This is a genomic window from Parabacteroides massiliensis, assembly GCF_900155425.1.
Lineage (GTDB): Bacteria > Bacteroidota > Bacteroidia > Bacteroidales > Tannerellaceae > Parabacteroides > Parabacteroides massiliensis.
Map to the genome: position 1 here is coordinate 16719 of NZ_LT700189.1, position 17827 is coordinate 34545.

At 44.5% G+C, this 17827-nt stretch carries 13 protein-coding genes, 2 tRNA genes and 2 pseudogenes; 6 read left to right on the forward strand and 11 right to left on the reverse strand.

The genetic code is table 11. The features are described 5' to 3' along the window. Window positions 1-195: 195 nt before the first annotated feature. Both murB and BQ9893_RS00060 read left to right on the forward strand, forming a co-directional pair. The gene (gene murB, locus BQ9893_RS00055; RefSeq protein ID WP_075964183.1) at window positions 196-1209 is read left to right on the forward strand and encodes a UDP-N-acetylmuramate dehydrogenase; all 1014 of its coding nucleotides are present in this window, start codon (window positions 196-198) and stop codon (window positions 1207-1209) included. Beyond that, window positions 1210-1968, forward strand: coding sequence for an MBL fold metallo-hydrolase (locus BQ9893_RS00060; RefSeq protein WP_075964184.1), 759 nt, complete (start codon window positions 1210-1212; stop codon window positions 1966-1968). On the opposite strand, the gene BQ9893_RS00065 is transcribed toward BQ9893_RS00060, so the two are convergent. Beyond that, window positions 1956-3737 (reverse strand): SGNH/GDSL hydrolase family protein, encoded by a 1782-nt coding sequence (locus tag BQ9893_RS00065; RefSeq protein WP_075964185.1) that lies wholly within the window; start codon window positions 3735-3737, stop codon window positions 1956-1958. The genes BQ9893_RS00060 and BQ9893_RS00065 overlap by 13 nt on opposite strands. Window positions 3738-3857: 120 nt before the next feature. Here BQ9893_RS00065 and BQ9893_RS00070 point away from each other — a divergent pair, with 120 nt between their 5' ends. Next, window positions 3858-5846, forward strand: a complete 1989-nt coding sequence (locus tag BQ9893_RS00070; RefSeq protein WP_075964186.1) for a glycoside hydrolase family 97 protein — start codon at window positions 3858-3860, stop codon at window positions 5844-5846. 152 nt (window positions 5847-5998) lie between these two features. Here BQ9893_RS00070 and BQ9893_RS00075 read toward each other — a convergent pair. The 5 genes and pseudogenes from BQ9893_RS00075 to BQ9893_RS00090 form a co-directional block, all read right to left on the reverse strand. Continuing rightward, window positions 5999-6142 (reverse strand): annotated as a pseudogene (locus tag BQ9893_RS00075) (helix-turn-helix domain-containing protein); the annotation flags it as partial. A 270-nt stretch (window positions 6143-6412) separates the two neighbouring features. Then, window positions 6413-7174, reverse strand: a complete 762-nt coding sequence (locus tag BQ9893_RS00080; protein WP_075964187.1) for a Fic family protein — start codon at window positions 7172-7174, stop codon at window positions 6413-6415. Window positions 7175-7258: 84 nt separating this feature from the next. Next, window positions 7259-7387, reverse strand: coding sequence for a type II toxin-antitoxin system HigB family toxin (locus BQ9893_RS22315; RefSeq protein WP_262497363.1), 129 nt, complete (start codon window positions 7385-7387; stop codon window positions 7259-7261). A 190-nt stretch (window positions 7388-7577) separates the two neighbouring features. After that, window positions 7578-7652: transfer RNA gene (locus BQ9893_RS00085), tRNA-Cys, on the reverse strand. Between the two features lie 58 nt (window positions 7653-7710). Continuing rightward, a tRNA-Cys gene (locus tag BQ9893_RS00090) sits at window positions 7711-7782 on the reverse strand. Window positions 7783-7941: 159 nt separating this feature from the next. On the opposite strand from BQ9893_RS00090, the gene rfbC reads away from it, so the two are divergent. Beyond that, window positions 7942-8499, forward strand: coding sequence for a dTDP-4-dehydrorhamnose 3,5-epimerase (rfbC, locus tag BQ9893_RS00095; protein WP_075964188.1), 558 nt, complete (start codon window positions 7942-7944; stop codon window positions 8497-8499). Window positions 8500-8522: 23 nt separating this feature from the next. After that, entirely contained in the window at window positions 8523-9662 is a 1140-nt protein-coding gene (gene rfbB / locus BQ9893_RS00100) for a dTDP-glucose 4,6-dehydratase (protein ID WP_075964189.1), read from the forward strand. On the opposite strand, the gene BQ9893_RS00105 is transcribed toward rfbB, so the two are convergent. Beyond that, window positions 9659-12877 (reverse strand): AsmA-like C-terminal region-containing protein, encoded by a 3219-nt coding sequence (locus tag BQ9893_RS00105; RefSeq protein ID WP_075964190.1) that lies wholly within the window; start codon window positions 12875-12877, stop codon window positions 9659-9661. The genes rfbB and BQ9893_RS00105 overlap by 4 nt on opposite strands. 272 nt (window positions 12878-13149) lie before the next feature. Between BQ9893_RS00105 and BQ9893_RS21510 the strand changes: the two genes are divergently transcribed. Next, on the forward strand, window positions 13150-13299 hold the full coding sequence (locus BQ9893_RS21510; RefSeq protein WP_167369813.1) for a hypothetical protein: 150 nt from the start codon (window positions 13150-13152) through the stop codon (window positions 13297-13299). Between the two features lie 256 nt (window positions 13300-13555). Here BQ9893_RS21510 and BQ9893_RS00115 read toward each other — a convergent pair. The 4 genes and pseudogenes from BQ9893_RS00115 to BQ9893_RS00130 all read right to left on the reverse strand — a co-directional run bounded on the left by BQ9893_RS00115 (window position 13556) and on the right by BQ9893_RS00130 (window position 17814). After that, window positions 13556-14014: pseudogene (locus tag BQ9893_RS00115) on the reverse strand (response regulator transcription factor). Next, window positions 14011-15006, reverse strand: coding sequence for a sensor histidine kinase (locus BQ9893_RS00120; protein ID WP_139322545.1), 996 nt, complete (start codon window positions 15004-15006; stop codon window positions 14011-14013). Before BQ9893_RS00120 ends, BQ9893_RS00115 begins: the two are co-directional and overlap by 4 nt. A gap of 428 nt (window positions 15007-15434) precedes the next feature. Further along, entirely contained in the window at window positions 15435-16880 is a 1446-nt protein-coding gene (locus BQ9893_RS00125; RefSeq protein ID WP_244155010.1) for a hypothetical protein, read from the reverse strand. Further along, window positions 16834-17814 (reverse strand): virulence RhuM family protein, encoded by a 981-nt coding sequence (locus tag BQ9893_RS00130; protein ID WP_075964194.1) that lies wholly within the window; start codon window positions 17812-17814, stop codon window positions 16834-16836. The genes BQ9893_RS00125 and BQ9893_RS00130 overlap by 47 nt, the downstream gene beginning before the upstream one ends. Window positions 17815-17827: the final 13 nt, after the last annotated feature.

The following is a 17827-nucleotide window of genomic DNA, read 5'->3' on the forward strand; positions in this document are numbered from 1 at the left end:
TGTATCTTTTTTGGCATATAAAGAAATCAACGTTCATTTCTTATTTAACAGCATGTATGTACATTTGTTACGGTATACGGAACAAAAAATGTTAAATAGCCTTTGAAAGCAATATTTGGAAGGCTTTTTTATATACCTGCTGATTGATTTGATATTTATCGTTACTTTTGTCCTGCAAAATAAAACAGATGCAAAATGAGAATAGAAGAGAATTACTCGCTGGAGAAACATAATACTTTTCACCTTCCGGTGAAGACCCGCTGGTTTATGGAATATGAGAATGAAGAAGAACTGGGACGGATCTTCAGGGACGAATATTTCCAGGAATGTTTGTCGTTGCATATCGGAAGTGGCAGTAATCTGTTATTCATAAATGATTTTAACGGGATTATCCTGCATTCGCAGATCAAAGGCATCTCTGTCGCGGAAGAGACGGACGATTCGGTGCTGCTTCGTATCGGAGCGGCCGAGAAATGGGACGATGTGGTCGCTTATGCCGTGTCTGAAGGGTGGGGAGGAATCGAAAACCTGTCCGGCATACCGGGCGAAACCGGTGCTGCCGCTATCCAGAATATCGGGGCGTACGGTTCGGAAATCAAGGATGTGGTCGAGAAGGTGGAGGCATATAACCAGCTTTCGTTCGAGAAACGTACGTTTACAAATGAAGAATGTCTCTATGGTTACCGGGACAGCTTCTTCAAGAATGAACATAACGATCCGCATGTTGTTACTTTCGTATATATACGTTTGAGCAAAAAACCTCGATTCTCCGTCAATTACGGTAATTTGAAAGAGGAGCTGGCTAAATATCCGGAGCTTACGTTGCAAGCTGTGCGGGAGGCCGTGATTTCGATCCGTCGTCAGAAATTGCCTGATCCCGATAAATTGGGAAATGCCGGAAGTTTCTTTATGAACCCGGTTATTCCGGTTGCCCGTTACGAAAAGCTGAAAGAGCAGCATCCGGACATGCCGTCTTACCCGGCGGGAGAGGGGAAGGTGAAAGTGCCGGCAGGCTGGTTGATCGAGCAGTGCGGTTTTAAAGGCAAGTCGCATGGTGCGGTCGGCGTATATGAAAAGCAGGCGTTGGTATTGATTAATTTAGGTGAAGCCAAAGGGCATGAGATCGCATTGGTTGCCGAAAGTATCCGTACGGCCGTCCACGACCGGTTCGGCATCGAGATTATGCCTGAGGTGAAATATGTAGGATAAATGGAAATTTCGTTTTTAGGAACGGGAACTTCAACCGGAGTTCCCGAAATAGGTTGTCAGTGTGAGGTGTGTACCAGTTCGGATAAGCGGGATTGGCGTCTGCGTACATCCGTGCTGGTGGAAACGGATGGTAAACAGTTTCTGCTGGATTGCGGCCCGGATTTTCGTTGGCAGATGATCCGCAACAAGACGTATCACCTGGATGCGGTCTTGATTTCGCACGAACATTACGATCATGTCGGCGGGTTGGACGATCTGCGTCCTTTTTGCCGCGAAAAGGGAGTGGACGTGTATGCGGAAGATAATGTGGCGGAAGCTATCGAGACGCGTATCCCTTATGTGTTCCGTGCCCAGAAATATCCCGGAGTTCCGAACCTGGAACTTCACCGGATTGGGAACGAGCCTTTTGTGGTTGCCGGGATCCAGGTTACGCCGGTTAGGGTGATGCACGGGAAACTGCCGATCTTAGGTTACCGTATCGGGAATATGGCTTACCTGACAGATGTGAAGTATCTTCCGGAAGAAGAATATGCCAAACTCGAAGGTTTGGACGTGCTGATCCTGACCGCCCTTCGGCGAGGGCCTCATCCTACGCATGAATCGCTGGAAGAGGCCCTTGTCAATGTCGGACGGATAAGGCCGAAGGAAACATATCTGATCCACATGAGCCACCGTATCGGATTGCATGCGGTGGTGGAGAAGGAGTTGCCGCCTCATGTTCATCTGGCCTACGACGGATTGCGTGTTTACTGTCCTTGAGCGGAAATGAATGTTTCGCCATTCTTCGGGTTGCCGGAAGAAATCTCTCCGGCAATCAATTCATACCCCTTGTTGTTCGGATGGAGGCCGTCGCCGATAAACAGGCTTTCGTCTATTTTGCCGTCTTGCTGCAATAAGGCTGTTCCCGGATTGGCAAATTCGTAGCCTTCGGTTTCTACCATCTCTTTAATGTCGACGTTGATGTTCCTTACCCATTGTTCCTGATTGCGGCGGGGAAGGATGCCGATCACTTTGATGCTGGCTTCCGGTTGCCGCTGGCGAATGGCGGAAAGGAGGAAGCGAAGGCCCTCGACGATCTCTTTGTCGCTGTTCAGGCCGCAGTTGTTCGTGCCGATCATCAAAACGACTTTTTCGGCTTTATAGCCATCCAGTTCGCCATGATATACGCGCCAGAGCACATTTTCGATGCGGTCCCATCCGCAACCTAAGTTCTGGAAACCGGCAGGGCGCATGACTTTTTCCCATGTCTCCCGTCCGTTCTTGTTGCGATGTTCCGGTTCGCCACCCCAATAGTGGGTGATCGAGTTGCCTAAGATTACGGCTTTAGGCGGATGGTTGCGTACCTGCTCCAGGAAAGCGCGGTGACGTGTGCGCCATTCGTACATGTGCGGTTCCCGGCGTTGGGTGACGGGGATGGTTGTCGGCATGGAGCCAACAGGAATATGCAGGATTTCCCGAACCTTTCTTTCAACGACAGCCGCTTGTTGCTTCATCCCGAAGTCGGACGGATGCACATAGTCTACCCAACCGTCGGCAGGCATGTCCAGTTCTTCGCGTGTCAGATAATATACATCTTTGATTCCTTCGGACTGGATCTGTTCGTAGGCCTTGCGGGAGGCACGGTTCACCTGCTCGATTTCTTTGTGCTTTATGGTGTCTGTATGCATGTTGCTGTATCCGTCGTGTTCGATCAGCAGGATAGGCGCCGAGTGTTTTTCGCGGAGTTGCTTGACGGCGGCGATTGCCAGGGCGGTCACCTCTTCTTCTTTCTGATTGGGCAGGTTCGGCATGCAATCCAGTATGTACAACCGGGCATCCGTCTCATTGATAAATTGCAAAACTTCTTTCGCCAATTTGCCGTTACCGGAAAAACCGAGGTTTATGAGCGGATAGTCCAGCGAACGTTGGAGGATTGTTCCCCAGGCCATTGCCGGGCGGGAGGCGCAGGCTCCTTGTGCGATAGAAGTCCCGTACAAGACAATCGGCTTTTCGGGTGAAACGGGGATGAACTCGAGTTTTGCCTCTTCAGGCGTACCTATTTCCAGCCATTTCACTCCGTTGTACAGAGGCAGATAGAGCCGGTATTCGAAGCCTTTTTTGTGGTAGCGGTCTTTGCCTATATTATTATATGTATAGGTGACCGTGTCTTTGAATGAATAATTGCCGAAACAAAAATGCCATTCCCCGTCGCTGTTTATGCTGTAGAGGTCGACACCCGACACTCCGGTCGAAGGCATATGCGGCATATTCAGGCTGCCGGTAACGGCATAGCGGACTTTGATCTGCGGTGCGTCGCTGTAGAAATGAATGGCGAGTCCTGCCGAATGTCGTGACAGGTTCCATACAGCTTCGCTCACCTGGCCTTTTGCCCGTTCGGGCAGGCGTGTGTAAGAGTTTCCGATCTCTTTAATGAATCCTTGGTTTTGGATAACCGGAAAACCGGCTTCCATCGGGTTGTGCCATTTCCATTGGGCTGAGGCCGAAAGGAAAAACAGGCAACAAAACAGTAAATAAATAAGCTTTTTCATGGATATTATCTCTTTAATAACCGTATTATGATACAATATCAACAAAGATAAGACAATTTTGCAAAATCATTTATTAGTAAATCCAGTATATTTGTTGCACAATAACAAAATTTGAAAGCCATGAAAATAAAAGCTCTTATTGCATTCTTCCTGATGGGAAGCGTGTCGCTGGCGGCACAGAAAAACTATCAGTTGCAATCGCCTGACAAAAAACTGCAAGCAGTTGTTACGGTAGGCGACGATATCCGTTTTTCGTTTACACACGATGGGACCGAAGTGCTTGCCGCCTCTCCGATATCCATGACATTGCAGAATGGAGTCGTCTTGGGGGCAGACCCCAAAGTTTCGAAAGTGCTGAAAGCGGCAGTCGATAAAGTGATTCCTTCTCCTATTTATAAAAAAGCAGAAGTGCAGGATGTTTATAATGAAATGACACTCTCGTTCCGGGGTAATTACGGTCTTGTTTTCCGTATGTATAATGACGGCCTGGCCTATCGTTTCACGACAAAGATGAAGAATGATATCATCGTGGTGAATGAAGAGGCCGGTTATAATTTCTCTTCCGACCATACGGCTTTTGCTCCTTATGTGAACAGCAAGAAGGCTACTTTCGAGGAGCAATTCATGAATTCATTCGAGCAGCCTTATGTACACGAACCGATCACGAAGTTGAACAGCAAACGTCTGATGATCCTTCCGTTCTTGGTTGAACTGGATGGCGGCAAGAAACTTTGTATCACTGAGGCGGACCTGGAAGATTATCCCGGTATGTTCCTGAATAATTCGACAGACAAACCGATGTTGAAACCTGTGTTCGCTCCTTGCCCGAAAGTGAAAAAGCAAGGCGGCCACAACAATCTGCAGATGTTGGTGGAAGAACGCGAAGACTATATTGCCAAGACAAACGGTACGCGTGCTTTCCCGTGGCGTGTGTTTGTTGTTTCCGAGAATGACAAGCAGTTGGCGGATTGCGATATGGTGTATCGTCTGGCTTCTCCCTGCCGCCTGCAAGATGTTTCATGGGTGAAACCGGGCAAGGTTGCATGGGACTGGTGGAATGACTGGAATATCTATGGCGTGGATTTCCGTGCCGGCATCAACAATGAAACCTATAAATATTATATCGACTTTGCTGCCGAACATGGTATCGAATATGTGATTCTCGACGAAGGCTGGTCTGTCAATATGGCTGCCGACCTGATGCAGGTTATCCCGGAAATCAATATTCCCGAACTGGTGGATTATGGTAAATCCAAGAATGTCGGTATCATCCTCTGGGCCGGCTACCATGCATTCGACCGGGATATGGAAAAGGTGGTGAAACATTATTCCGAGATGGGAGTGAAGGGATTTAAGGTAGACTTTATGGACCGCGATGACCAGGAGATCATCGACTTCCTCTACAGAGGTGCCGAAACTTGTGCGAAATACAAGATGCTGGTCGATTATCATGGCATCTGCAAGCCGACAGGTTTGCAACGCACTTATCCGAACGTGATCAACTACGAAGGCGTTCATGGCTTGGAAAACATGAAGTGGGCGGCCAACACCTACGATATGCCGCTATACGACGTGACGATTCCTTTTGTCCGTATGGTTGCCGGTCCGATGGATTATACACAGGGTGCCATGCGCAATGCGATCCGCAGGAATTATGCTCCGGTCTATACCGAACCGATGAGCCAGGGAACGTGTTGCCACCAGCTGGCTACTTATGTGATCTTCGAGTCTCCGCTGAACATGTTGTGTGATAACCCTTCCAACTATAACCGGGAACCCGAATGTACGGAATTTATTGCCAACATCCCGACTGTATGGGAGAAGACGGTTGCTCTGGATGGTAAAGTAGGTGAGTTTGTAGCCATTGCCCGCCTTCACGGTGATAACTGGTATGTCGGCGCTTTGACGAATTGGGATGCCCGTGAGATGGAGCTTGACTTGTCTTTCTTGGGCGACGGCGACTATAAGCTGGAATTGTTCAAAGACGGTATCAATGCCGATCGTGCCGCCTGCGATTATAAGAAGGAGGTCATTCCTGTTCCCGCCGATCGCAAGGTAAAGGTGAAGATGGCTCCCGGTGGCGGTTGGGCTGCCAGGATTTATAAATAAACGCATTTCCCTGGCTCAACGACACGATAAAAACTCAACCCAGGGAGAAAGCTCTCATTTTTATTGCTATAATAGCTATTGCATGTCCAATGGCTATTATAGCATTTTTGTTTATTCAGGAATAATTGGCATACGGAGAATAATTTCCTGTTTCATAAAAAGGTAGGAGTAAACTCAATCCCCAAAGCACGAGCAATATAACTCCTTGCTGTGCCGACCTTTTCGGCTAACTCTTGCTGGGTAATCTTTAGTTCTTTCCGGCGGTCACGCAATATCTCGCCATAATACCACGCTATTCCGATTTTGCGTAAATGATTGATATATATAAATGCCGAAAGGCCTCAGTCTTTCGACTGAAGCCTTTCGGTTAATTGAGGTTCCTGGCGGTTTAAAATCTGTCAATATAATCTCTTTATTCTCAATTAATTAGAATATTCTTAGTTCCGCTACTGTAAAACAAATATTCTGTTTAAATCGTTTATTAATAAGCACAGAGATAAACTGATAATTTTGATTTGCAAAGAAAAAACGGAAAGATTTATTCTATTTCTTCTTATGAAGTGCGTCTAAGCCATGATAGACAAGTACTTCCTCAAAGCAGCTATCTCCGCTTCAACAACCAGCTTCTGAAAATCTTCCGGCAGATGTTCTGTGTGTGACTTCTCTAATGCCATGTAATAGTTTACCTTTTCATCATTGCTACCTTTCAAGGTGATAATAACGTAACCGTTACGAAGAAGATACAAGTTCATCAAAAGGCGAGAAGTGCGCCCATTGCCATCTATGAACGGATGAATCCGCACCAGTTCACCATGCAGATAGGCGGCAACAAGAACAGGATGTACCATTTCTTTCTCCATTTGCTTAAACCGAATCATAAAGTCCTCCATTTGCTTCTCTATGAGATACGGTTGCGGTGGCATATGCGCGCTACCTGAAATCATAACAGGAACAGTACGATACCTTCCGGCATTTTCCCGGTCTATCCCATGAAGAATAAGAGCGTGTATCTCTTTGATGGTACGTTCGCTTATCTCAATGTCCTGCTTGGCAATATCTTTAATATAACTGATGGCTTCGGTATGATTGATAGCTTCTAAGTGTTCACGCATGGACTTCCCTGAAATGGTAACACCTTCGTTTACCACAAGAGCGGTTTCCTGTAAAGTAAGCGTATTGCCTTCTATACGGTTACTTTCGTAGGTGTATTCAATATCCAAAGCATCCTGAATCTTCCTCAGGGCTTCTTCGGGCAGTGGACGCAAAATGGATAGCTGTTCTTTGAGAGCATCCACTTCTTTCAGAAGTTTCTTTATCGCTTCACTCATGGTCATTCTATTTCTTTAATTCGTTCTACTTGCTTATTTTAGGAAGTAATGCTTTCCACCATTCGGGAGGTACGTTTGTTTCCATCAATGAAAATCACTAAAGTTGTTCCAATCTGCTTTTTTAGTTTTTGAGTGCCATTCCTCCAATGGAGTCTTTGCATCTGCATGTTTCTCGTAGAAATCAACAAGTGGCTTTTTCTTGATAATCTTCATCGGCATGATATTTATCACAAAGGTATATATAAAATTCCATATAGCAAAACATAATTCCACGAATTGTATGTGTAAAACAAAAAAACAGGTAAAGCAAAGTTGAACAGGGTTAATCTTCTACCGCAAAGGCGTTATCTGCTTGAAAAACAAGAAAGGATTAGAAATTATCTTTCTAATCCTTTCTTGTTTTTGGAGGTTCCTGGCGGATTCGAACCGCCGTGAACGGTTTTGCAGACCGCTGACTAAGCCACTCATCCAAGGAACCGAAATAAAATAGTAAGAAGTAATTTTCAATTCTCAATTTTGAATTTTCAATTACCAAGAGGTTCCTGGCGGATTCGAACCGCCGTGAACGGTTTTGCAGACCGCTGACTAAGCCACTCATCCAAGGAACCAATATGTTTTCAAAATAACCATTCCGGTTTAGCGAGTGCAAAGAAAGAGAATATATTTGGAATATGCAAATCTTTTTCTCCCTTTTTGTTTTCAGGGAGGCTTGGAGAAGTAAGGAAAAAGAAGTTACTTTGTCATCTGTTAGCGTAAACAATAAGATAATGACATACATTGAAACTGAAATTCCCGGCGTGTGGATCATTGAACCGAAAGTTTTTAAAGATGCACGCGGTTACTTTATGGAGGCTTGGAAAAAGGCGGAGTTTGAAGAACATATCGGCAAAGTAGAGTTTGTGCAGGACAACGAGTCTTGTTCGTCGAAAGGTGTGTTGCGTGGGTTGCATTACCAATTGGCTCCTTATTCGCAGTCCAAGTTGGTGCGTGTGATAAAAGGATGTGTTTTGGATGTGGCCGTCGATCTGCGCAAAGGCTCTCCGACATTCGGGAAATATGTCGCCGTTGAGTTGTCGGACGAGAACAAACGCCAGTTTTTTATTCCGCAGGGATTCGCCCACGGTTTTCATGTCTTGAGCGAGGAGGCAGTTTTTACTTATAAGGTCGATAATCCCTATATGCCTACCCATGAACGCGGATTGCGTTTTGATGATCCGGTGGTCGGTGTGGATTGGAAGATACAGGATCCGTCTATCCTCAACTTGTCGGATAAAGACAAGAACGCCCCCTTGTTGCAGGATGCCGAATTGAATTTCGAATTATAAATCTAAAATCATAAATCATAAACATGAAGACTTATTTGGTTACCGGAGCCGCCGGCTTTATCGGCGCGAACTTCATTAAATATATGTTGGCAAAATATCCTGAAATAAAGATTGTTGTTCTGGATCTGCTGACCTATGCAGGTAATCTCGGAACGATTGCCGAAGATATCGACGGAAAGCGTTGCGAGTTTGTGAAAGGTGATATTTGCGACCGCGCGTTGACGGACGAGCTCTTTGCCAAATACCAGTTCGATTATGTCGTTAATTTTGCAGCGGAAAGCCATGTGGATCGTAGTATCGAGAATCCGCAGCTTTTCTTGGTTACGAATATATTGGGTACGCAAAACCTGCTCGATTCCGCCCGTAAAGCCTGGGTGACAGGCAAGGCGGCAACCGGCTATCCCGAATGGCGCGAGGGAGTCCGTTTCCACCAGGTTTCAACCGACGAGGTGTATGGCAGCCTGGGGGCTGAAGGCTATTTCCATGAAACGACTCCGCTGGATCCGCGCAGCCCGTATAGTGCGTCCAAAACGAGTGCCGACCTGTTTGTGCAGGCTTACTCCGAAACCTACAAGATGCCGGTCAGCATCACCCGCTGTTCCAACAACTACGGGCCGTATCATTTTCCGGAAAAGCTGATACCCCTGATTATTAAGAATATCCTCGAAGGCAAATCGCTTCCGGTTTATGGCGATGGGACGAATGTGCGCGACTGGCTGTATGTCGAAGACCACTGCAAGGCTATAGACCTGGTGATCCATAAGGGACGGGCTGGGGAGGTCTATAACGTAGGAGGCCATAACGAGAAGCAGAACATCGAGATCGTGAAGCTGACAATCAGTACCATCCGCCGGCTGATGACGGAACAACCCGAATACCGCCGGGTTCTGAAGAAAAAAGAGATCGGTGCGGACGGGCAGATTTCCATCGACTGGATCAACGACAGCCTGATTACTTTTGTAAAAGACCGTTTGGGGCATGACCAGCGTTATGCCATCGATCCGACAAAGATCACGAACGAACTGGGCTGGACGCCCGAAACTTCTTTCGAAACCGGTATCGTCAAAACGATCCGCTGGTATCTGGACAACCAGAAATGGGTGGAAGACATCACGGGAGGAGACTATATGAAATATTACGAGCAGATGTACGGGAACCGTTAAGGTTCCCTTTCTTCCGCAGCCTTAGCCAAAGCTGTTTTTTCTCCTAATTCCGGTGCCGCTTCCCTGAGCTGTTTGCGTACGGCATCGCGTATATCTTTCCTGATGTTCTTGCGTGTGCTGTCGAGTTCCGCCTGCTTGGCCGGTTTGAATATATCCTTGTATTTACATTTCGTTATCTTGTATTTGAAATCATCCGGATTGCCGGTGATGTCGATTCCCAACTTGAAAGGAACAGGCGATTTGAGAACCGATAGATGATAATTGAACGTCATGTCCAAATTATGTGTTCCTCCGACAGCCACCTTGTAACGGTCCATCTCCACCAGGAAAGGAAAGACTTCGATCTTATTGTCCTGAATGGCGAGATCCACGGAAATACTGTCTATCATATTCCGTTTCTTGTTTTTGAACATCAGCGTTTTGGATATTTCGGTAAATGTCTCTCCGTCCAGCAGTACCATATTGTTCCCGTGCAGATAGCAGGAAGAATTGATGGACGGCATAATGAGAGACATGGTCGAATCCATCTTGCAAGTAGCCGTGATCTGGCAGTCCAAGACTCCTTCGAACGAACGAAGCATCGGAACTAATGTGTCGATCGAAGGGAAGAGGGCGATCAATCTCTCCACCTTCACGTCTTCCATGTCGAGGTCTAAACCGGCGGTTGCCTCCTGTCCGTTCTTGGCACGGTAGACCATTGTCAGGTTTCCTTTTCCCATATTGGATTGTATATCGAGCTTGCTCAGGTTGATGCTCTGATCGCGCAGGACAATCTCACCAGTCACATTCTCTAACTTTAGATCCTTGAAATCAATGCGCTTTGCGTTCGTATGGAGAGCCATGTCGAGAAAAGCCGGGAGAACAAATAATTGGCTGGTCGTGTCGATTTTCGTTTGGGCGAGGCTGTCTTGCAGCGATTCAGCGTTGAGATGAGCTAAGTTCTCGTCACTGAGTGCCGGCTGGTTCGAATTTTCTGCATATTGCATACCGCTGTTGATCGACTGCATCAACTGGTTGCAATCGATATAGTCCGAACTTAGATTGAAATTCCCTTTCAATTTTCCTCCGCGGAGCATTGCCCTTCGGATATGGCTGATCTCGCCGTTAAGGGTAAAGTTGCTTTTGCCGAGATGCAGGCGGGCGTCTGTCAGCGTGATGTCGTTTGTGTTGAATGTCATCGTTGTCGGCTCCATCCACATCGGGAGCGGGAACAGACGGCTGAACCCTCGCATTTGTTTGAAGGAGATGCTGCCCCGGGCTTCCCATTTGTGTAGGAAATGGTTGGAGCGTGTGCGTTGTTCGTCGGTCGGTATGCGGCGCCGCAGCCGGTTGGCCATATGGGGGCGTCGTGCGTCCTGGTAGGGGAGAGCTTCGATCGTAAATGAACTTTCCGTCAGTGAGACTCCTGTCCGTAGAGGGGCGCTGATATATTTCAGCGTGTCGATCGAAATGACGGCAGCGGCTGTCGGCATCTGCTTGTCGGATACCGACGGCTTGATGCCCCCTTTCAGTTCGGTACGCCCGGCCACGATCCAGACGGAATCGGCCGTGCGGGTTCTCAGATGGTCGAAAGCCAATCGTCCGGTCAGCGGTATGACGGCAGTTGTGTCGATGACAGGCGAGGTCTGCACAAGCATCTCCATTTTACCGATGTTCGTGCTGATTTCATCTTTATATTTAATGTTCAGACTATCTATCCCCATCGTTATCCGCATCAGGTTGGGCGATTCTATGTAGAGGCTTTTCTGATGTGTCGTGTCGACTGCCAGATGGGCGGCGGAAACGAAAATATCCATGCCGAGCGGTTGGCTGAATGCTTTCAGTTTGTCTATATTGAGTTTTCCCGAACAGTGTATCATTCCGAACCGGCTTTCGACAAGGTCTTCCACGGTAAAGGAGGTCGAAAGGTCTGCATCCATTATGCCTTCCAGCAGCAGTGTGTCCGGATTAAGGAATTCCTGTCCCAATCGGGTGAAATCCACCTTCCCTTTCATCCCCGCCCGAACAGCCGGGTTCTCGAACAGATTGGTCACTTTTGCCTGCATATCCAACGAAGTGCCGAGCCCTTTCATCGTGAGCTGTTCGAGCGAGACGAAAGAAGAATCCGGAGAAGGTCCGTTCAGATGGATGTCCAGATCCATCTCCAGTGAGTCGAGACCTTGCTTGATCCCTTTGATGTGGTAGGAGCCGTTTTTTATCTTGCAGCACAGGTTCACGTTAGGCATGATACTGTCACCCAAGAAACCGTGAATGCTTCCTTCCGTAAGGATCGAACCTGCCGCCAGTGTTTTGTCGCGATTCTGGAAATATGCATCGGGTATGAATTTCAACAGATCGTTCATGTCCGATATTTTCAGCCCCATATCCATGTCGATACGTGTGCGCCGGTCTTCCGGAAAGTGGCGTATGGCACCGTTGGCAGTGAAAGGCAGATTGTTTACCATCAATTCCGCATCTTTCAAAGTCATCGAATTGTAGTGTTCGGCAAGTACCAACCTGCTTTTGAGGCGAAGCGACAAGTCGTTCTTCAGTGTGTAAGTCGGGTTTCTGAAAAGAAGAGAAGAACAGCCCGTTTCGAAATCGAGCATATTGGCTCCTCCCGTCAATGAGCCGTCGAGGCGCACGAAGAACCCCCGGATCTCGGTGAAGAGGTCTGCCTGGCGGTCGTCATACGTGAAATGCCCTCCATGAATGCGTACCTTTTGCAGGTCGATAGGAGGCAAAGTTTTTTTACCGGTCTCAGTTTCTGTCGACTCCGTTTCACTTTTGTAGATATCCCAGTTCGCACGTCCGTTTTTGTTGACGAATCCGTAGAAGCGTGGTCGCTCGATGGAAAGGTCCTTGATGGTGATCTTGCCGCCGAAAAGATAATCGAGCGGTTGCAAAGACAGAGTTGCCCGGCTGAAAGCAAGCAACGAATCGGAAGGGATCGCCAGTTCATCTTTATGAGCGGTCGAATCTTCGGCAGCGTGCGAGATCAGGTGGCCGTTTGTCAACTTCACGCCTAAATAAGGATAAGTTTCGAAATAGGTCAGTTCCACCCGTTCGCAATCCAAATGAGCATCGATGAACTTATTTGTCTGCTCGATAACCAGCGGTGTCAGTTTCTCCGGTGGCAATACTCCCCAGTTCAGAATACTGAACCCGATAGCCGGTAGTATGAAAACAAGGGTTACAACAGCCGGAACGATGATCGTCAGTATTTTCTTTTTCATATCTATTCTATCTCACGTATATTCCTGTCAAGAATTATTTTGAACAAATGTATGAAAAAGCCGGAAATGACGGAATGTATCTGTCCCCTTTTTTTGAATAATCCATCTATAAAGCTCATTCCATTTTGCCATTTGAAGATTGGCTCATGGGTATGCATGGTGAGGCCCCTTATTGTCAAAAACGAGCTGAAATTACAAAATCTGAGTTTGAATAGACGGTTTTCAGAGGTCTGTTTTTGGGTGTAAAAGGAGGTTGGAAAAAGGTTGTTCCCGTGAGGTGCGCAGTTTTTTCCCTCGAAGACGGTCTTCGTTGCCATGACGACCGTCTTTGTATGGGAGGAAGTCGGCACTCTGGAGCGATGAAGTCCATCCTTACGGCGATGAAGACGGTCGTCACGGAAACAAGTTGCCGGAATCCTTGAAAATGCCCTCCGGTTTCTTTTTGTATTCCCTCACTCTCCCTCTTGTTTTCCCGGATATTCGATTCTCCGGAAGTTTAGCTTTGTCGGAATGTCGAAAATTCCGGCAAAAAGATTGACAAACAGTCGGCTTTTTTTCATCTTTCAAGCGGACCGTTAGCCTGTATGCCACGAGAAGCACTGTTTCGGTGTACAAAAGTCAATCCGAAAACATCCGGCTTTCCAACTGAAATAGAAAAAACGGGGGATATTGTAAAATTTATTCTTGTTTCAAAATCAGTTTATACCCGATACCTCTTATATTAATGATCCTGATTCTTTCATCGCAGGAAAGTTTTTTACGTAACTTACAGATAAAAACATGAAGGACCCTAACTACCAGTTCCAGCATTTTGAATGGCTTTTTGAGGTAATCATTTCCCCCTAAATTAAATCCGTGCACCAAATCCTCGATAGAAGAGCGTGCTGTGAGAAATAATACGGGAATAGCTTGATTGTCCTTCCGGATTTGCTTTACCATCTAAAAGCCATCCATCTCCGGCATCATAATATCAGCAATGATCACATCAGGACTGTCTGTATAGTAAAGTTTTAATCCCTCTACACCATTCATGGCACATATCACATCGAATCCTTCATATTCAAGTGTATCCTTGATGATCATGGCCAATGTCTTTTCGTCCTCTACCAAAAGAACCTTAGATTTCCCTTTTTTCATTTTCTTGGTATTTTTATTGTGAATATACTCCCTCTTCCCAAAGTACTTTTCACAGAAATTTCTCCTTCATGTTTTTCTACAATTTGTTTGACATAAAAAAGTCCCAGTCCATACCCTTTGACATTGTGGATATTTCCATTCGGCACCCGATAAAATTTGTCAAATATGCGTTCTACATTTTGAACTTCAATCCCAATGCCGCAATCTTTAAAGGATATGTAGCTGTATCTTTCATCTTGAGAACAGTTTATTTCTATATTAGCAGTTTCTTTTGAGTATTTCATGCCATTGTCTATCAGATTGCTTATAACATTGCTAAGATGTACATTATCAGCATAGACTTCCATTTCGGCAGGATCAATATGGATTTTGAAGATTGCCGGTTTGTCTGATTTTAGCTGGTGTAAAGCTACTTGCTGGTTTATTATATCTTGTAGAGGAAGATTTTCTTTCTGTAGTGCAAGAGATTTCCGCCTTTCCATACTCATTGAGAGAATTTGCTCCACTAATCCACCCAATTGGGATAGCTGGTCAAGACATATCTGAAAGTATTCGGTTCTTTTCTTTTTGTCCTCACCCTGATGAAAATTCAACAACGAATCAATAGCCGAATAAGCCACTGCTATCGGAGTTTTGAGTTCGTGTGTCATATTGTTAGTGAAATCATCTTTCATTTCTTCAAGACTTTTTTGCCGTATGAGAACCTTAATTAGATATCCGAAAGCTATGCCTAACAAAATAATTATAAGCAGAGTGGAAACCAAAAGCCCTGCCACCTGTCTTAATATGAGACCGGTAAGTGATGGCATATGTACTTGGTAAGCATATTGCTTAGCCTTGTCATAGACATACAGGACTGTTTCTTCATCCGCATATTTTATTCCCGGATCCGGATTTGAAGTCCTGATAATCTTCTTTTCTTTGAGGTCTATCAGCTCAGAATAATAGACTTTTGAGTGTATACCTCTATTTGCCAGTTCTATATTTAACATACTGTCCAGCACACATAAGTTTATGGGGACAACAGAATCTATATTTTGATGTAAGGTGACTTTGATTTCGCTTACGATTTGTTCGAAAGTTGTAACGGGTTGGTTGGACACTTTGGATTGTATGACTGTGGACGTGTCTTTTTGTACGGTCGCCTGTGTGGATTCCAAAACTGTTTTATTCGAGAGAGTATCATTAGTTAATGACTTGTTTATAGCAAAACTATATTGATTATCGGAAACAAGAGTTATCTCTTTCAGGCGATATTGTATCTCTTTACCGTCCGCTTTGTCAATACATGAGTATATAATACTCAATATATCATTACTTCTATTTTTAATGAAAGAGCCGTGAATGGTGAATATAGAAATAAAAGAGAAAAGAGAAAATATAGGTCGTGTAAAGGATTTCCAATATTAGATAATGCTTTTTACGATTGGGTAGATACAGGCTGCTTAAGTTTTATCCATAAACAAAGCATAGAGGGTCCTTTGACTTTTGTTAGACATATATCTGCATCATTTAATATTAGAATTCTATTCCAATTGCCTGTCTGTATTTGGGGAATTTCCAATTCTCTATTGAATAAAGTGAATGTTGCTCCCAAATTATTAAAAACATATACGAGCCTATTAACAATAATCTCTATTTCTTGAATTAGTAAAAGTTGGTTTGCCTTTTTATTTTTCACAAGCATTATTACAGTTTCATCTTTTGACGTTCGTTCCAACATATAATTGAAATATCCAAAATATATGTGAGATGCGCCCAAATGTGTCAAGGTATATGGAGGAATCGTTTCTGTCTTTGTAACAATTCTTCGTTGGTAATCACCACAAATTTCATCAAAGTATTCAGAAGCAGATTTTTGATTATTCTTTATAGCTTCATCAAATACTTTTATAAATTCGTCTATTGAATATATTTGAGTTTCAATATTAAAGAGCTTATATAACGTTTTACTTTTTTTGAGTATACCCGCATCGTCACTTACAAAACAATCACAATATCCACCAAAGAAGCTATGCATGCAGTCAGTTTGCATATTATGGAGCTTAACTTTCCTTCGAGTTTCTTTACTAACTCCAAGTAAATCAAGGAGCATATAGGATACATAATATACAATAGTCGCGTCAGATGATTTAACGCCAAATTGGTTTATGACAGCTTTAATCGTTTCTATAAAAGATAATCCTAATGGGGCTGCTTTCAATTGATCGTTGAAAACATTCTCATTGTCCGAAGTTATTGATGTTGGGTTGTAATTTTTGACAGCATTATCCCTGATGTTTTTATATGAATTTTGGTCCTTGTAAAAATTATCCTTTACAAACTTCACGAATGAGATAAGATTCCCTTTATCTATTGTTAGTTCTTTTGAGTGTATTGGAGTCCTTTTCTTTAACCAATCAAACCCCAATTCTCCTCTTAAATCTTTGATGGCTATGTCTATTGTATTATTAATGGCATCACATTGTTCTTCTGTAATCTGTGACAAATCAAGATTGTAAAGCCAAGAAAAATCATCCGCTTTTGCTACATTACTAAATGCGGAACGTGGTGACTCTTTTGTTACACCAATATTAGGATATTCATAAAAAATATGATTACCATCCACAATAGATTGTATGAAATCCATCTCATCATACTTAATATCAGTCGTATCCTGCTGAAGATCGAATAAATGAGCATTTGAATACGGGAAAATAAACTCGTCCCGATGTGACAGTATTTTCTCACGCAAAACAAGATATTTTTCTTCTTGCGATTTGAACAGATGACTAAAAAGTTGTTTGTCAAAATATATAGTAACCATGTGTGTGCTGAAATTATTTATCTTTAAATCTTTTGATTTCTCTATCAAAATCGCTTTCAAGCAGTTCCATTTCGCGTTTGCGGTAGATTTCAAACTCCTTTTCTGCCTTCTCAATCGCTTGTTTATGCGAGATGTTTCCCTTGCCAATCAAAACCTTTCGCTTGTGTGCTATAATTTGGTTGTCCAGTGCTTCTATCCAATCTTTCATTGTCATAGGATTCATTTCCAACGCTTGGAACTCGGCAAAGTCCAAGAAACCGGAAACAAGCAGATTCAGACGTTGAAGTTCGATCTCGGACAAATAGTTCTTGGCAATCTTTACATCATCTTTGGTCACATAGTTTCCCTTGAAGTTCGTCATACCCACAAACGGCTTCTCGTTGTCCACACGATTGTATATCACTTCTGCCGCAGTATTTTCATGAACAGCATAATGCAGTTTGTTCTGTACGGTGGCGAAGAACATCTTTGTCATACTGTCGCGTGGGTCATAATCCGTAGCCGTAGCATAAATATCAGTGACTTGCTGATAGAAGTTGCGTTCGCTACTACGAATATCCCTAATGCGTTGCAGCAACTCACGGAAATAACGGTTACCTCCTTGCTTTAAACGTTCATCATCCATCGCGAATCCTTTTTGGATATACTCATGAAGCCGTTGTGTTGCCCATCGGCGGAAACGAGTTGCCACTTGAGACTGGACACGATAGCCCAAGGCGATGATCATATCAAGATTATAGTGGTCAATGTTACGTTTTACTTGACGATTTCCCTCCTGACGAACTAACAAGAATTTCTTGTTGGTTGCTTCCATGGTCAGTTCTCCATCCTTATAGATGTTATCTACATGCTGACTAATATTCTGTTGTGTAGTACAATAAATATCTGCCAACTGATTTTGTGTCAGCCACAAATCTTCATCAGCGAAACGCACCGAAACACGGGTTATTTCGTTATCGTCTTGATAGAGTATGATTTTGTTATCTTCGTTCATGATTACGTTTTCT

Excerpts from the sequence above, each read along its gene's own strand:
- BQ9893_RS00120 (WP_139322545.1), bottom strand. The coding sequence starts at position 15,006 with ATGTTAAATATAGAACTGGCAAATAGAGGTATACACTCAAAAGTCTAT.
- BQ9893_RS00060 (WP_075964184.1), top strand. The coding sequence starts at position 1,210 with ATGGAAATTTCGTTTTTAGGAACGGGAACTTCAACCGGAGTTCCCGAA.
- BQ9893_RS00130 (WP_075964194.1), bottom strand. The coding sequence starts at position 17,814 with ATGAACGAAGATAACAAAATCATACTCTATCAAGACGATAACGAAATA.
- rfbC (WP_075964188.1), top strand. The coding sequence starts at position 7,942 with ATGACATACATTGAAACTGAAATTCCCGGCGTGTGGATCATTGAACCG.
- BQ9893_RS00105 (WP_075964190.1), bottom strand. The coding sequence starts at position 12,877 with ATGAAAAAGAAAATACTGACGATCATCGTTCCGGCTGTTGTAACCCTT.
- BQ9893_RS00065 (WP_075964185.1), bottom strand. The coding sequence starts at position 3,737 with ATGAAAAAGCTTATTTATTTACTGTTTTGTTGCCTGTTTTTCCTTTCG.
- BQ9893_RS22315 (WP_262497363.1), bottom strand. The coding sequence starts at position 7,387 with ATGAAGATTATCAAGAAAAAGCCACTTGTTGATTTCTACGAGAAACAT.
- murB (WP_075964183.1), top strand. The coding sequence starts at position 196 with ATGAGAATAGAAGAGAATTACTCGCTGGAGAAACATAATACTTTTCAC.
- BQ9893_RS00070 (WP_075964186.1), top strand. The coding sequence starts at position 3,858 with ATGAAAATAAAAGCTCTTATTGCATTCTTCCTGATGGGAAGCGTGTCG.
- BQ9893_RS00080 (WP_075964187.1), bottom strand. The coding sequence starts at position 7,174 with ATGAGTGAAGCGATAAAGAAACTTCTGAAAGAAGTGGATGCTCTCAAA.
- rfbB (WP_075964189.1), top strand. The coding sequence starts at position 8,523 with ATGAAGACTTATTTGGTTACCGGAGCCGCCGGCTTTATCGGCGCGAAC.